The 15762-nt window shown below is 72.0% G+C and carries 10 protein-coding genes and 1 pseudogene; 3 read left to right on the top strand and 8 right to left on the bottom strand.

Going from position 1 to position 15762, the window contains the following annotated elements; all coding sequences use genetic code 11:
- Positions 1-180: 180 nt before the first annotated feature.
- On the bottom strand, positions 181-429 hold the full coding sequence (locus tag N8I86_RS12445) for a hypothetical protein (RefSeq protein WP_073893275.1): 249 nt from the start codon (positions 427-429) through the stop codon (positions 181-183).
- Positions 426-1754, bottom strand: coding sequence for a S8 family peptidase (locus N8I86_RS12440; protein WP_079192447.1), 1329 nt, complete (start codon positions 1752-1754; stop codon positions 426-428). The genes N8I86_RS12445 and N8I86_RS12440 overlap by 4 nt, the downstream gene beginning before the upstream one ends.
- A 612-nt stretch (positions 1755-2366) precedes the next feature.
- Here N8I86_RS12440 and pulA point away from each other — a divergent pair.
- Together pulA and N8I86_RS12430 are read left to right on the top strand one after the other, a co-directional pair.
- The gene (gene pulA / locus N8I86_RS12435; RefSeq protein WP_263277775.1) at positions 2367-7766 is read left to right on the top strand and encodes a pullulanase-type alpha-1,6-glucosidase; all 5400 of its coding nucleotides are present in this window, start codon (positions 2367-2369) and stop codon (positions 7764-7766) included.
- A 32-nt stretch (positions 7767-7798) separates the two neighbouring features.
- On the top strand, positions 7799-8161 hold the full coding sequence (locus N8I86_RS12430) for a 5-carboxymethyl-2-hydroxymuconate Delta-isomerase (protein ID WP_263277774.1): 363 nt from the start codon (positions 7799-7801) through the stop codon (positions 8159-8161).
- Positions 8162-8164: 3 nt separating this feature from the next.
- Here the strand turns inward: N8I86_RS12430 and N8I86_RS12425 are convergent, their stop codons facing one another.
- The 5 genes and pseudogenes from N8I86_RS12425 to N8I86_RS12405 form a co-directional block, all read right to left on the bottom strand.
- Positions 8165-8881 carry a TetR/AcrR family transcriptional regulator gene (locus N8I86_RS12425; RefSeq protein ID WP_123438098.1) on the bottom strand — a complete coding sequence of 239 codons (717 nt, stop codon included), beginning with the start codon at positions 8879-8881 and terminating at the stop codon, positions 8165-8167.
- A gap of 36 nt (positions 8882-8917) precedes the next feature.
- A complete protein-coding gene (locus N8I86_RS12420) occupies positions 8918-9967 on the bottom strand; it encodes a PDR/VanB family oxidoreductase (RefSeq protein WP_263277773.1) in 1050 nt (349 codons plus the stop codon).
- Positions 9967-10863: a metal-dependent hydrolase gene (locus N8I86_RS12415; protein WP_073893264.1), complete on the bottom strand. Its 897-nt coding sequence runs from the start codon at positions 10861-10863 to the stop codon at positions 9967-9969. The genes N8I86_RS12420 and N8I86_RS12415 overlap by 1 nt, the downstream gene beginning before the upstream one ends.
- A gap of 98 nt (positions 10864-10961) precedes the next feature.
- A pseudogene (locus N8I86_RS12410) lies at positions 10962-12871 on the bottom strand (hypothetical protein).
- Between the two features lie 113 nt (positions 12872-12984).
- Positions 12985-13515: a tetratricopeptide repeat protein gene (locus tag N8I86_RS12405; RefSeq protein WP_073893261.1), complete on the bottom strand. Its 531-nt coding sequence runs from the start codon at positions 13513-13515 to the stop codon at positions 12985-12987.
- A gap of 119 nt (positions 13516-13634) precedes the next feature.
- Between N8I86_RS12405 and N8I86_RS12400 the strand changes: the two genes are divergently transcribed.
- Complete coding sequence (locus N8I86_RS12400; RefSeq protein WP_185091405.1) at positions 13635-14063, top strand: hypothetical protein; 429 nt, start codon at positions 13635-13637, stop codon at positions 14061-14063.
- Positions 14064-14196: 133 nt separating this feature from the next.
- Here N8I86_RS12400 and N8I86_RS12395 read toward each other — a convergent pair whose 3' ends face one another.
- Positions 14197-15732: a DUF1996 domain-containing protein gene (locus N8I86_RS12395; RefSeq protein WP_263277772.1), complete on the bottom strand. Its 1536-nt coding sequence runs from the start codon at positions 15730-15732 to the stop codon at positions 14197-14199.
- Positions 15733-15762: the final 30 nt, after the last annotated feature.

Below are 15762 nucleotides of genomic sequence, written 5' to 3'. Positions count from 1 at the left end.
CGGGCGTCGACGACGGAGACCTCGGCCGGCGCTCCCGCCGGGACGCCGGCCGGCGGGCACCCGATGGGCGGGCGCCAACCGGAGCAACCCCGCGTGCGCGGCTCACCCCCGGATTCGAGGCCGGCCTCAGCTTCACTGGGTAGTGCTTCGACCGCTGCCGACACGGGGCGCAGGGGGGAGCTAATGGGCCGCAGAGCCGGGCGGGGGCAGTCGCACGATCCGCTCCCGGTCCACCGCCTCGACCCCGTCGACGGCCGCCAGAAGCGGAATCAGGTCCTCGGCGATCGTTCCGGACAACGAGCCGAGCAGGGGCTGTTCGCCGGTGACCGCCAGGCCGGCGCGGCGCACGGCGTCGACCGTCTGGGCGTACCGGTCGGGATCGACCGCGACGACGACCCCGACCGGTGCGGAGCCCGGTGCCTGGCTCATGGCGCCTGGAGCAGACCCGCGCCGATGTCCCGGGCGGGTTGCGGCAACGGATGTGCCATGGACTGGAGTTGTGCGCCGAGCTCGGCCGCGGAGGCGTCCGGGTGCGCCTCGGTGAGCAGTGCGAGGACACCGGCGGCATGGGGCGTCGCCATGCTGGTGCCGTCCATCGTCGCGTACGTGCCGTCGGGAGCGGCCGAGAACACCTCGACCCCGGGCGCCGCGATGTTCACCTCACCGCCCGCGCCGTTGATGCCTCCGCAGGAGAACGGCGCGGTCGCCAGGTCCTTGCCCAGCGCGGCCACGGACAGGATCGACGGGCAGTTGGCGGGACGCCCGACGGGCGCCACGAAGCCGGGACGGCGGCTCTCGTTGCCCGCCGCCGCGACGATCACCGCGCCGCGGCGCAGCGCGCGCCGGGCCACGGTCTCGTAGGTCTGCGGGAACAGCTCGCCCTGCTCGACCGGTGAGCCGAGGGACAGGGAGATCACCTGGGCGCCCCGAGACACCGCCCACGCGATGCCCGCCAGGATCTGGCCGTCGGGGCCCGTCCCGCGGTTGCTGAGCACCTTGCCCGCGAGCACCCGGGCCCCTCCGGCCACGCCGTAGCGAAAACCCTCCTCGGTCGGGCCGGCCGCGGTGCCGATGCAGTGCGTGCCGTGGCCGTGGCCGTCCTCCACGCTCTGCCCGGGGACGAAGGAGGCCGTCTCCGCGATACGGCCGACCAGGTCCGGGTGGTCGGTGTCCACTCCGGTGTCGAGGACGGCGATCTTCACGTCCCGACCGGTCAGCAGGGACCAGTTGGCCCGTGTCGCCTGCACGCCCCAGGTCATCTGGTACTCGTCCCAGGCCGGGCCCCGGCCGGCGGCACCCTGGGCCCGGATGTGGTGGGCGACCTCCGTCTCGTCGCTGCGGTAGGTCGGATAGAACCCGGTCAGTGTCTGCCGGGCCTCGGTGATCACCGACGCGTACGCCACACGCTCCGGCTCCGCCGCGATGATGTGCGCCTCCGCCTCCGCCGTGGTCACCAGCGCGTGACGCTGGTCCGGTTGGGCGGAGACCACGGCGACGCCGAGATCGTCGAAGACCACCGAGACGTCCGGGCGCTGGAGGAGTTCCGCGGCGCCCACCGCCTCGGCCCCGCCGACACGCTCCACGGCCGAGATGCCGACGGAGCTGCGCAGGGCTTCCATCCCGCGCTCCGGTTCGTCCTGGTCCAGCAGGATCACGTACCGGCCCGTGAACTCCGCCGACTGCTTGGAGATGCCCGCATCGGCTCTCTCCGGGTGCTCTCCGAAGGGCTGCCTGCCCGTTGGTCCGTTCACCATTGCTCTCGCTGCTTCCCTTGGGTTTCTCCGCTGGATTCCAGGGCTTTCCGCGCGTCAGTCCGGAGCGCCGGGGGCACCCGGCGCGAAGGGGCGCGCCGGTGCGCGGAACGCCGTACGCCGTGAGCGAGACAATGGGGCGGTTCGGTCGTGCGTCGACGCGGTGCCCTCGTCCGCTCCGTCACCGCTCGCGGTGCCTCCGCTGTCGCAGCCGTCCCTCTCTCCACGCTCGCTCCGCCGACGACCTGCCGCAACCCGGGCCGCCTGGATCGTCGCAGGTCACCCCTGAGGTGACCGGCCCACAGGACTCCGTCAGCCGTTGAACGGTCAAAGAGACGGGTGTTGAACGGTCAATGACAGCCGGCCAGGGGCGCCGGGCCCCGACGCCGCGAGCACGTGCGCCCCGCCTCGGCGGTGGCCGGCCGGCGTCCGGCGGAGGGACACCTCGGAGGTCCGGCGCCGGACAAGGTGGTTGAAATTTCTTGCCGTCGGTTTCAAGACCCTTGCTGAAACCTTTCGTTGGGGGGTACGGTCGCGCGGGCGCCCGGCAGTGAAGCCGTGCCGCGGCGTAGGGGTCGGACCCGACAGAGCCGTAATCGCAAGGAGTTCCCGCCTGTGATACCGAGATGGCCGGCGCCCCACACGCGCCGCACCCCCCGTGTGAGAAGGGCGGCGGCGATCACCGTCGCCGCCCTCGCGGCCGCACTCGTGCAGCCGCTCGCGGCCCATGCCGCCACCCCGCCCGCACCGCCGTCGGACGCCGCGCTCGCCGCCCAGCCCGCCCGGCACGACGACACGCGCGAGCAGTTCTACTTCGTCATGCCGGACCGTTTCGCCAACGGCGACACCTCGAACGACCGGGGCGGACTCACCGGTTCCCGTACGAGCACCGGTTACGACCCCACCGACAAGGGCTTCTACCAGGGCGGCGACCTCAAGGGCCTGACCAAGCGGCTCGACTACATCAAGGGCCTCGGCACCACCTCCATCTGGATGGCGCCGATCTTCAAGAACCGGCCGGTGCAGGGCACGGGCGCCAACGCCTCCGCCGGGTACCACGGTTACTGGATCACCGACTTCACCCAGGTCGACCCGCACTTCGGCACCAACAAGGACCTCGAAGGCCTCATCGCCAAGGCGCACGCCAAGGGCATGAAGGTCTTCTTCGACGTCATCACCAACCACACCGCGGACGTCGTCGACTACCGGGAGAAGACCTACGACTACCTGTCCAAGGGCGCCTTCCCGTATCTGACCGAGGACGGGCGGCCCTTCGACGACTCCGCCTACGCGGACGGCCGGAAGAAGTTCCCCGCCGTCGACGCCGGCTCCTTCCCGCGCACCCCGAAGGTCGCCGAGAAGTCCAAGGTCCCGGCCTGGCTGAACGACCCGACGATGTACCACAACCGGGGCGATTCGACGTACGCCGGCGAGTCGACCACCTACGGCGACTTCTCCGGCCTGGACGACCTGTGGACCGAGCGTCCCGAGGTCGTCCACGGCATGGAGAAGATCTACCAGCGGTGGGTGAAGGACTTCGCGATCGACGGGTTCCGCATCGACACCGTCAAGCACGTGAACATGGAGTTCTGGACCCAGTGGGCGACCGCGCTCGACAAGTACGCGGCGGCGCACGGGCGGAAGAACTTCTTCATGTTCGGCGAGGTCTACACCGCCGACACCTCACTCACCTCGCCGTACGTCACCCAGGGCCGCCTGGACGCCACCCTCGACTTCCCCTTCCAGGACGCGGCCCGCGCCTACGCCTCCCAGGGCGGCAGCGCCCAGCGGCTGGCCGGCGTCTTCGGTGACGACTACAAGTACACGACCGACAAGGCCAACGCGTACGAGCAGGTCACCTTCCTCGGCAACCACGACATGGGCCGCATCGGGTACTTCCTGAAGCAGGACGACCCGAAGGCGACCGACGCCGAGATCCTGCGCAAGGACAAGCTCGCCAACGAGCTGATGTTCCTCAGTCGCGGCAACCCGGTCGTCTACTACGGCGACGAGCAGGGCTTCACCGGCTCCGGCGGCGACAAGGACGCCCGCCAGACCATGTTCGCCTCCAAGGTCGCCGACTACCTGGACGACGACGAGATCGGCACCGGCCGCACCCACGCGAGCGACGCCTACGACACCGGCGCGCCCCTCTACCGGCAGATCGCCGACCTCGCACGGCTCCGCAAGGCCAACCCCGCCCTGACGGACGGAGTCCAGACGGAGCGGTACGCGGCCGACGGCGCCGGCGTCTACGCCTTCACCCGTACGGACGCGAAGTCCGGCCAGGAGTACGTCGTCGCCTTCAACAACGCGGCCGACGCGAAGACCGCGACCTTCGCGACCGGGTCCGCCGGTATGGCCTACCGCGGGATCCACGGCGCCGACGGCACCCTGACCTCGGACGGCGACCGCAAGATCACCGTCACCGTCCCGGCCGGCTCCGCCGTCGTCTACAAGGCGGCCGGCGCGCTCGCCAGGCCCGCGGCCAAGCCCACGATCACCCTCCGGGCCCCGGCCGCCGGTGCCACCGGAACCGTCGAGCTCGCCGCCGGCACCGACGGCGGGCAGCTCGACCGGGTCGTCTTCGCCGCCCAGGTGGGCAACGGCGAGTGGCGCACCCTCGGCTCCGCCGACCACGCCCCCTACAAGGTCACCCAGACCATCGGCGAGGACGTGCCGGCCGGCACCGCGCTGCGCTACAAGGCCGTCGTGATCGACTCCGCCGGGCGGACCGCGAGCGCCACGGCGAGCAGCAGCACCGGCACCCCGCCGGCCCCGGAGGTCCCCACGGCGTCCTCCCGGGACTACGCGATCGTCCACTACAAGCGCACCGACGGCGACTACGCGGACTGGGGCCTGTACGCCTGGGGCGACCTCGCCGACGGCGAGGCCACGAACTGGCCCGCCAGCCACCCCTTCACCGGCCGGGACGCCTACGGCGCCTTCGCCTACGTCAAGCTCAAGCCCGGCGCGTCCAACGTCGGCTTCCTGGTCATCGACAAGGACGGCGACAAGGACGTCTCCGCCGACCGGACGATCGACGTCACCAAGACGGGTGAGGTGTGGATCGAGCAGGGCAAGGCCGACGTGACCACCCAGCGGCCCGACTACCCGGCGCAGGACAAGGCCAAGGCGGTCCTCCACTACCACCGGACCGACGGGAACTACGACGGCTGGGGCCTGCACGTCTGGACGGGTGCCGCGAACCCCACCGACTGGTCGAACCCGCTGAAGCCGGTGAAGACTGATGCCTATGGCGCGGTCTTCGAGGTGCCGTTCACCGAGGGTGCCACCAGCCTCAGCTACATCATCCACAAGGGCGACGACAAGGATCTCCCGACCGACCAGTCGCTTGACCTCAAGGCGAACGGCCACGAGGTGTGGCTGTTGAACGGCCAGGAGAAGTACCTGCTGCCGCAGCCCGCGGGCAGCGCGGCCGCCCTCGACCTGACCACCTCCAAGGCGGTCTGGATCGACCGGGACACGGTCGCCTGGAACGGCTCCGACGGCGCCGCCTCCACCCAGCTGCTGTACTCCCGCGACGGCTCCATCGCCGTCGAGGACGGGACCCTCACCAGCGACGACGAGCGCTGGATCCGGCTGGCGAAGGCCACGCTCACCGACGCCCAGAAGGCGAAGTTCCCGCACCTGAAGGACTACACCGCCTGGTCCGTCGACCCGCGTGACCGCGACCGGGTCCGTACCGCCCTGAAGGGCCAGCTGGTGGCCTCGCAGCGGGCCGCGAACGGCGCCGTGCTGGCCGCGACCGGAGTGCAGATCGCCGGCGTGCTGGACGACCTGTACCCGGGCGCGGCCAAGGCGAAGCTCGGCCCGGTCTTCCACGACGGCAGGCCGACCCTGGCCGTGTGGGCGCCGACGGCCCAGAGCGTCTCCCTGGAACTGGGGGGCTCGCTCAAGGCCATGCACCGCGACGCCGCCACCGGCGTCTGGTCCGTCACCGGCCCCGCCTCCTGGAAGGGCAAGCCCTACCGGTACGTGGTGAAGGTGTGGGCGCCCAGCGTCCGCAGGACGGTCACCAACAAGGTCACCGACCCGTACTCGGTCGCGCTCACCGCGAACTCCGAGCGCAGCCTCGTCGTCGACCTGAACGACAAGGCCCTCGCCCCGGGCGGCTGGTCGGGCCTGCACAAGCCCAGGGCCGTACCGCTGAAGGACGCCCAGATCCAGGAGCTGCACATCCGCGACTTCTCCGTCGGGGACCGCACCTCCAGGCACCCGGGCACCTACCTGGCCTTCACCGACAAGGACAGCGACGGCTCCAGGCACCTGAAGGCACTGGCGAAGTCGGGGACGTCCTACGTCCACCTGCTGCCCGCCTTCGACATCGCCACCATCCCCGAGAAGAAGGCCGACCAGGCGACCCCCGACTGCGACCTGGCCTCCTACCCGGCCGACTCCGACAAGCAGCAGGAGTGCGTGGCGAAGGCCGCCGCGAAGGACGCCTACAACTGGGGCTACGACCCGTACCACTACACGGTCCCGGAGGGCTCGTACGCCACCGACCCGGACGGCACGGCCCGCACGGTCCAGTTCCGCAGGATGGTCCAGGCGCTCAACCAGGACGGCCTGCGGGTCGTCATGGACGTCGTCTACAACCACACGGCGGCCAGCGGCCAGGCGGACACCTCCGTGCTGGACCGGATCGTGCCCGGCTACTACCAGCGGCTGCTCGCCGACGGCTCGGTGGCCAACAGCACCTGCTGCGCCAACACCGCGACCGAGAACACGATGATGGGCAAGCTGGTCGTCGACTCGATCGTCACCTGGGCGAAGCAGTACAAGGTCGACGGGTTCCGCTTCGACCTCATGGGCCACCACCCGAAGGCCAACATCCTCGCCGTGCGCAAGGCCCTGGACGCGCTGACCCCGGCCAAGGACGGCGTCGACGGCAAGAAGATCATCCTGTACGGCGAGGGCTGGAACTTCGGCGAGGTCGCGGACGACGCCCGCTTCGTGCAGGCCACGCAGAAGAACATGGCCGGCACCGGCATCGCCACCTTCTCCGACCGTGCCCGCGACGCGGTCCGCGGCGGCGGCCCCTTCGACTCCGACCCCGGCGTCCAGGGCTTCGCGTCCGGGCTGTACACCGACCCCAACGCGTCCACGGCCAACGGCACCGAGGCGGAGCAGAAGGCCCGGCTGCTGCACTACCAGGACCTGATCAAGGTCGGTCTCAGCGGCAACCTCGCCGCCTACCGGTTCACGGACACCGGCGGGAAGGACGTCACCGGCGCCCAGGTGGACTACAACGGCTCACCCGCCGGCTACGCGGACGCACCGGGCGACGCGCTCGCCTATGTGGACGCGCACGACAACGAGTCGCTGTTCGACGCCCTGACCTACAAGCTCCCGAAGGACACCTCCGCGTCCGACCGGGCCCGCATGCAGGTCCTGGCGATGGCCACGGCCGCTCTGTCCCAGGGGCCGGCCCTCTCCCAGGCGGGCACCGACCTGCTGCGCTCGAAGTCCCTGGACCGCAACTCCTTCGACAGCGGGGACTGGTTCAACGCCATCCACTGGAACTGCGCCGACGGCAACGGCTTCGGCCGGGGGCTGCCCCCGGCCGCCGACAACGAGTCCAAGTGGGAGTACGCCAAGCCCTTGCTGGGCTCCGTGCGGGTCGGATGCCCGCAGATCACCGGTGCCTCGGCCGCCTACCAGGAACTGCTGAGGATCCGCACGAGCGAGAAGGCGTTCTCCCTCGGCACGGCCGCGCGGGTGCAGGACCAGCTGTCCTTCCCGCTGTCCGGCAAGGACGAGACGCCCGGGGTGATCACCATGAAGCTCGGTGACCTCGTCGTGGTGTTCAACGCCACGCCGAAGCGGCAGGAGCAGCGGATCGGCTCCCTCGCCGGGGCGCACTACCGGCTGCACCCGGTGCAGGCGGCGGGCGCGGACGCGGTGGTGAAGACCTCCGCCTACGCGGCGGGCTCGGGCACCTTCACCGTCCCCGCGCGGACCGTCGCGGTGTTCACCCGGGCGGGGAACTAGGGTGAGACCGTTGCCGTAGAACAGGAGTGCGCATGCCGCAGATCACCGTCGACTACTCCGACACCATGGAGAACGCCTTCGACCGCGAGGGTTTCGCGCGGGCGCTGCACGAGGCGACCGTGGAGATCGCGGCGGCGAAGCCGGAGGCCTGCAAGACGCAGTTCCGGCCGAGCGCGTACACGGTGTTCGGGTACGAGGACCCCGGGGCGCGCGGGCACGCCATCGTGCACGTGACGATCGGGCTCCTCGCCGGACGTGCCGACGAGACGAAGGAGAGGCTCGCGGAGGCCGCGCTGGAACTGCTCCGCGAGCACGTGGCGGACGCGGCGTTCACCCTGCTCGCCTCCGCCGAGATCCGTGACCTGGATCCGTCCTACCGGAAGTTCGACCGCTAGGGGTCAGGAACCGAGGGCGATCAGCCGGCCGACGAGCTCCGCGAAGGGGCCGTCGGCCGGTTCGTCCTTGGCCATGCCGCGCAGCAGCGCGGCGATGTCCGGGTCGTGCGTGGCGCCGACGGCGGCCAGCGCGGCGAAGTCGTGCACGAGCTGGAGCTCCAGTTCGGCACGGGGGATCCGGCGGCCGTCCAGCCAGAGCAGGGCCGTGGACTCGGCGAGCGAGATCCAGGAGCGGACCACCAGCTCCAGCCGCGGTGACGCCTCGGTCACCCCGAGGTGTGTGAGCATCTGCTCGTAGGCGGCCTGCCGTACGGAGTCGATCAGCGCGTTGGTGGCCGAGACGTGGTCCTTCGCGCCGACGCCGTCGGCCGAGACCGCCGGGCCGCCGCGCATCAGCGCCGAGAACCCGGGGCCGTGCTCGTCCACGAAGTCGAAGTAGCGGCGCATCACCCGCAGCAGCCGGGCGCCGAGCGGGCCCTCGTGCGGCTCCGCGAAACGACCGGCGAGATCCTCCGCGGCACGCTTCAACGCGGCCTCGTAGAGACTGAGTTTACCGGGGAAGTAGTGGTAGACGAGCGGGCGCGAGATGCCCGCCGCCGACGCTATCTCGTCGATGGAGACCTCGTCGGGCGAGCGTCGGCTGAACAGTTCGAGGGCGACGCCGATCAGCTGCTGCCGCCGCTCGTCGACGCCCATCCTGCGGCGAACCCCGGTACTCATGCGAACACCTTACCGATCGAATTCAGCCGCCTGTGATCACATGTCGAGCACCAGGCGATCGCTCGCGGCCCGGGAGACACAGATCAGCATCGAATCACGCCGTTCCGCGTCCGTCAGCAGCTCATCGCGGTGGTCGATCTCACCCTCCACCACCCGCTGTTGGCAGGTGCCGCAGAAGCCCTGCTCGCAGGAGTAGGCGGTGTCCGGCAGCTCACGCCGTACGGCCGCGAGCACCGTGGAGTCCGCCGGGACGGTCAAGGTCCGCCCGGAACGGCGCAGTTCCAGCTCGAACGTCGTGTCGCCACCGGTGCCGGTGCGGGGCGCGAACCGCTCCAGATGCAGGGCGGCACCCGCGGGCAGCGCCGCCTCCACCGCCGCCATCAGACCCTCGGGACCGCAGCAGTACACGGCCGTACCGTCGGTCGCGTCCGCGAACAGGGCCGCCAGGTCCGGGCGTCCCTCCTCGTCCTCGGCCACCACCGTCAGCCGGTCCCCGGCGAGCTCCCGCACCTCCTCCAGGAACGGCATCGACGCCCGCGTCCGGCCGCCGTACAGCAGCCGCCACTCGGCGCCGTCCGGCAGGGTCCGCAGCATCGGCAGGATCGGGGTGATGCCGATACCGCCGGCGACGAAGACGTACGACGGGGCCGCCACCAGCGGGAAGCGGTTCCGCGGGCCGCGCACCTCCAGCTCCATGCCCTCGGCGAGCCGCTCGTGCACCTCGCGGGAGCCGCCCCGGCCGTCCTCGGCCAGCCGCGCGGCGACCGTGTACGACGAGGTGTCCCCGGGGTCCCCGCACAGCGAGTACTGCCGCACCAGCCCGGAGGGCAGCACCAGGTCGAGGTGGGCCCCGGGCTCCCAGCGCGGCAGTCCGGCGCCTTCGAGCCGGAGCCGTACGACCCCGTCGGCGACCGTCTCGTGGGAGGTGAGCAGCAGCCGCAGCGCCCGCGGGCGCGGCCGGCCGGAGACGGGCGGGTCCAGGGCGGGCATCGGCCACAGCGGGGAGACCTGGATACGGCGGCGCAGGGCCTGGCGGGTCAGCAGGGCCGCGCCGGCGACCAGCGCGACGGTCAGCGGCTTCGGCATCACGCCACCGGCCCTTCCGCGGCGAGGGCGGCCGGGGAGGCGGCCAGATAGGCCACGGCCTGCGCGGTGGAGCACTCGTGCGAGGGGTGGTAGCCACGGCTGAGGTAGCGCGGAATGGACCTCAGCATGTCCCCGGTCGCGGGCAGGGTGCCCTGCCGGCCGCGCTGGTGGAAGCCCCGGAAGGACGCCTTGCCGTCGACCAGCGTGGGGTCGTTCTCCATGAAGAAGCGGGCTCCGCGCTGCCACAGGAACACCAGCGCCGAGAAGGCCGCCGCCCAGGTGCGCACCCGGCGCCGGTATCCGCCGTCGACGTGCATGAACAGGTCGAAGGCGACCGAGCGGTGCTCGACCTCCTCGGCCCCGTGCCAGCGCAGCAGGTCCAGCATGGTCGGGTCGGCGCCCCGCCGGTCCAGCTCGGCCGCGTTGAGCACCCAGTCGCCGAGGAAGGCGGTGTAGTGCTCGATGGCCGCGATCAGCGCCACCCGCTCCAGCAGCCACCAGCGGCGGGCCCGGCCCGGCGGCAGTGTGCGGTCGCCGAGCAGCTTCTCGAAGAACCAGTCGACCTGCGCGGTGTACGGCGTGGGGTCGAGACCCAGTTCGCGCAGGTGCGGCAGGACCTCGTCATGGGCCTGGGAGTGCATGGCCTCCTGCCCGATGAACCCGACGACGTCCGCCCGCAGCCGGTCGTCCCGGATCAGCGGCAGCACCTGCTTGTAGACGTGCACGAACCACCGCTCACCGGCGGGCAGCAGCAGGTGCAGCACGTTGATGGTGTGCGTGGTCAACGGGTCGCCGGGCACCCAGTGCAGCGGTGTGTCCTCCCAGGAGAAGGACACGTTGCGGGCCTTGAGCGCGATGCGCTCGGACTCCACCGGCCGGGCCTGCGTATTAGACATGGCGTCAATGTACTGACGGGTAGTGCGTCTGAGAAGCCCTCGGGCAAGGCTTGTTCACGACTGTGTCAGCAAGCCGGCGTCCGGTGGCGGTGCGGCGGCTACCGCAAGCCGGTGATCGACCGGCCGTCCGCCAGCGTGCCCTTCAGGTCCGCCCGCGCGCCCTGCTCGGCCCGGGCGGCGAGCAGCGCCCCGCGGCCGGACGCCGTGACCCCGCCGGTGGCCCGGATCGACGCCGTGTCCCGGCTGCCCGCCGCCAGCAGGTACCAGTGCCCGCCGGCGGACTTCCACAGCACCCCGGCGAGCACATGGGGGTCACGCGGCCCGCACGCCGGCACGTCCGTGCCCTTGGCGACGACCGCTCCGGCGGCCCCGCCCGGCGTGTGGAACTGGGCGAGCGCGGCGGTGCCCTCCCCGCGCCAGGTCTCGGCGCGGGTGCACACCCAGTCGCCCGATCCGCTGCCGTCGGGCAGCGGCTGTTCGGCGTACCCCCAGGCGTTGACGCTGCGGATGCCCGCGGAGCGCTCGGCCGCCAGGGAGCAGGCGAACGGCGCCCACGACCGCAGCGCCTCGGTGCCGGACGCCTCGCCGGCCGAGCCGGGGCGGCCCGCGGTCAGGTGGGCCGGGACCAGCTCGCCGAGGTCGGTGGAGAGCCGGGTGCCGGAGGCGTCGGTCAGCTGCAGCACGGTCCACGAGGTGCAGCTGCCCGGCTGGAGCGCGGGGCTGGCCAGCGGTGCGGTGATGCCGTCGGTGACGGCCAGCGCGGTCGCCGCCGAGGCCGGCTTCGTCAGGTCCCGCGCGGCCGCCCTCGTCACCCAGGGGGCGGTCAGGTAGCGGACGTTGCCGTCGGAGCGGCCCAGCACCAGCGCGCTCGCCTCGGCGCCGGACGCGCCGTCGACGCGGGCGAAGTCGAGGGCGGCCCCCTGGGTGCCGTCCCGCGGTTCGGCGTACCGGGCGATGCGCAGGCCGTCGTAGAGGATCACCACCCGGGCGTTGTCCACCTCGCCCGCGTACAGCAGCTGGGGCGGGCCGGCCGGGCCGCCGGTCTGGGTGCCCGGGGTCGCCGACACATGGACCGTCTCCCCGGGGCGGGCCCACACGGCGAGGGCACGGCGCAGCAGCGCCTCGTCACCGGTGAGCGGGCCGCGCGCGGGCCACACGGAGAAGTCGGTGCGGGCCGCGGACTCCCAGGCGGTGGGCGGTACCCGGGTGAGCCTGCCGGGGTCGAGAGCGGCCTGCGCCGACGGGTTCTCCGCGTAGGCGGGCGCGGCGGCGCCGTCGGGGCCCCAGCCGCCGCCCGGCAGGAGGGCCAGGGTCCCGCACACGGCGAGCGCGGCGGCGGCGGCGAGGGCGGCCTTGGTGTGCTGGCGGCGGCGCATCAGGTCGGTGGGCCGGGCCTGCAGCGAGCAGGGGTCGAACTCGGGGAGGAGAGCAGCGCGTGCTGGGCGGGCACGCTGTTCGCGGCGGCCAGCGCGCCGCCCGGGTCGTCGACGCCGGCGGCCCCGAGGATCCGGTGCACGTCCGGGTCGGGCAGCCGCTCCAGGCCGCGGAGCACGTACGCGGCGCGGGCCGGGCCGGACAGCGCGGACAGCCGCTGGTCCAGGGCGAGTTCGTCGGCACCGCCGGAGCGCGGGAACAGCCGCAGCCCCCACACCTGGGGCAGCAGCGGCGGCAGCGGGGCCAGCCGGGCCAGGCCCTTGCGGGGGCGGGCCGCCTCCAGGGCGGCGCGCAGGACGCGCTCGCGCAGACAGGCGTAGCCGGGGTCGGTGTCCCGGCCCGCCGTCCGGGCCGGGACGGCCGACAGCTGCTTGCGGCCCCGGGGCAGGGCGCGCTGGGCCAGGGAGTGTGCGGTCAGCACCCGGCGGCTGCGGCCGAGACCCGGGGGCAGCACCAGGTAGGCGATGCGGACCAGTCGTGGATAGTGCTCGACGAGCGCGGCCTCGGCCTGCTCGAGGTCGACCGGTCCGGTGGCGGCGGGTGCCTGGCGCGGGGCTACATCCTGTGACTGCACGTCCGGAAGAACGAGCGAACGGGTGGTTGGTCACCGCCGGATGAGTGGTTGTGCCGCGCGCCTGTTGCCCGATGCTCCCGCCGCACCGCGTGCCGGCCGGTCCGGGGCCCGTCCTACGGTTCCACCGGTTCGACGAGTGCGCGCGCGTAGTTGGCCATCGACCGCTGGTAGCGCGGCAGATGGGGGGCGAGGGCGCCCAGGACGAGGGACAGGCCCTCCCGGTCACGCCCGAGGCTCGACAGGCACAGCGCGAGGCAGGCCCGCACCGCGTCGTCCAACTCGTCGGACGGGCCGTCCAGTTCCGGGGTGAGCAGCCGTACGCCCTCCTCGGCCTGCCCGATGTTCCGCAGCGAGCTCGCCAGCTGGATCCTGGCCCGGCGGCTCTTGTAGCCGCTCACCTCGCCGAGGCCGCCCGCCAGTGCCTCCCGGTACAGCGGAGCCGCCTTGTCCGAGTGGCCGGTCGAGTCCCAGGCACAGGCCTGCTCGAAGGGGCCCAGCGGGCTGTCGTCCGGCAGCTCGTCGACGAGGGCGTCGATCAGCGCGCGGAACTCGTGCGCCCGCTCTTCCGGATAGTCGTCGAAGGAGGCCCAGGCGGCGGCCACACGATCTTCCCAGTTCTGGTTCACCGGGTCACCCTCGCACACCTGTGCGCGTCCGGTCAGCGGATTTGAGCGCACCGCGCACGGGAGCCGTATCCGATGGGCGGGGTCCCGCACCGGGGCTCCACGCGGCATGCTTGGCCCCACCAGTACCGGAGGATCAGATGAGGTTGACAGGACTGCTGCTCGGCGCCGCGGCCGTGTGCGCGCTGGCGGGATGCAGCTCGGGCGGGCACACCGAGACGGCGCCGCCCACCGCGACCGGCAGCCTGGAGAGCCTGGCCGCCGAGGTGAAGTGCAAGCCGAACATGCAGACCGACGCCGACGAGATCCGCCAGGCCCTGTGCCGCAACGGCGACGGGAAGTTCATCCTCGCCACCTTCGCCACCGACCGCGGCCAGCGCGAGTGGATCAACGACGCGAAGGACTACGGCGGTCACTACCTCGTCGGCCGCAAATGGGTCGCCGTCGGCGACGACGGGGTGGTGAAGGCGCTGCGCGGCACGCTCGGCGGCGAGGTGGAGATCGGCGCCGACCACAGCGGCCACGGCGGCGGCCACACGGACGGCGACAGCCACGCGCACGGCGGCTGACACGCCCGCTTCCGCGCGGGAGGCTCGCCCGGCGACCGCACGACGCGCGCACGACGAAGGCCGGTGACGGGAGGGGGGTCCGTCACCGGCCTTCTGTCATGAGGGGCGTGCCGTCATGAGCCCACCGAGGGGATCACGTGCAGTTCTGCCCGCTGTTGACGCAGTTGGCGATCTTGTTGGCCAGTCCGTTCTTCGTGACGCTGATGAAGTCGTCGTGGTCCGTGGCCGCCTTGTGCAGCTGCTCCGGGAAGCCGTCCACCGCGTAGGCGTTCTTCACCTGCCCGTTCTGCACGGTCGGCGGGTTGATGTTGTACACCAGCCGCATCGTCAGCTGCGGGATCGCCTTGAACCCGTTCTGGCAGTTGCCGCCCGCGTCGGCGAACGCGACGTGGGTGCGGTGGTTGGCGCTGTCGATGTTCTGCCCGTCCCAGCAGCTCTGGAAGGCGAACGTCCGCACCACCTTGCTGCCCTGCGGGCAGATCGGGTACTGCGTGGTCAGCTGGACCTTGTTCTCGAAGCCGGTGCAGCTCCAGTGCGCGTTCGCGTTGGCCAGACCGTTGGTGGTGGTCTTGGCGTCACCGGTGATGATCCGCAGGAACTGCGGCATCGCGACGACCTTGGAGGTGGGACTGCCGACGTACTTGATCTGCGCCTGGACCGGCGTCAGGATCTTGCCGACGTTGCCCTCCTTGCCGCCGCCGTCCCGGTTCTGGTCGAAGTCCTGCGAGCCGTCCTGGATCCGGACCACCGGCCAGTAGTACGACGACAGGTCGCTCCGGTTCTGGCAGCTGGTGCCGCCCTGGAGGAACGTCTGGTTGCTGGAGAAGGCGTTGACCTTCTGGTTGCCGGTGTAGTCGTGCAGGTGGTGCGCGCCGTTGGCCACGCCGGGCGCCACGATCACGTTGTCCGTGTTGTGGTTCTTGTTGGCGTTCACACCGCAGCGCGTGGTGAACGTGCCGGTCGAGCCGCCGCGCTGCTGGCGGGGCTTGCCCTGGACGTTCGGCTGGACCTTGGTGATGTCCACGAAGTCGGCCGCGACCGGGCCGTTGCCGGCCTGCCCGCCGATGTTCTGCTGCTGGCCGCCCTGCTGCTGGCCGCCCTGCTGCTGCCCGCCTTGCTGCTGCCCGCCTTGCTGCTGCCCGCCTTGCTGCTGGCCACCGTTCTGCTGCTGCCCGCCGGCGGTGGTCTGGTTGGCGTTCTGCGCCGTGCAGGCGGCGAGGCTGTTCAGATCGCCGGGCGCGGTGCCGCCGACACGGGTGATCTCCAGCTTGATCCGGTCGAGGATCGCCTGTCGCCGGTCCTTGAGCGGCTGCAGGATGGAGTTCTGCACGAAACTCGCGTCCCTGGCCTGCGCGTCCCGCGTGGTCGCGAGCCGCTGGTAGGCGTCGGTGATCTGACGGTCCAGGTTGGCCAGCTCGCCGGCCACGTCGGTCCGGGCGCGGTCCGGCACGTTCGTCAGCTTCTGGCCGACGTCCGGGCAGGAGATCGTCGCGACCTGGGCCTGGGCGGCCTTCGTCTGGTTGCCTCCCCACGTCTGGTGGTTCGACTCGTGCGCCGAGGCGTAGAAGTTCGCCCAGATCAGCCCGCCCCCACCGAGCGCTAGGGCCGCCGATGCGGCTATGGCCTTGGTGGCCAGCGGCGTACGGCGTTTTCGTGTGTTGCGTCCCATGGAACTCCTCTGACTTCCTTGCGGGGCAGC

Origin of the sequence: Streptomyces albidicamelliae (genome assembly GCF_025642175.1) — a bacterium.
Lineage (GTDB): Bacteria > Actinomycetota > Actinomycetes > Streptomycetales > Streptomycetaceae > Streptomyces > Streptomyces albidocamelliae.
The sequence above is the reverse complement of the archived record's forward strand: the minus strand, read 5'-3'. Positions and strand labels throughout refer to the sequence as shown.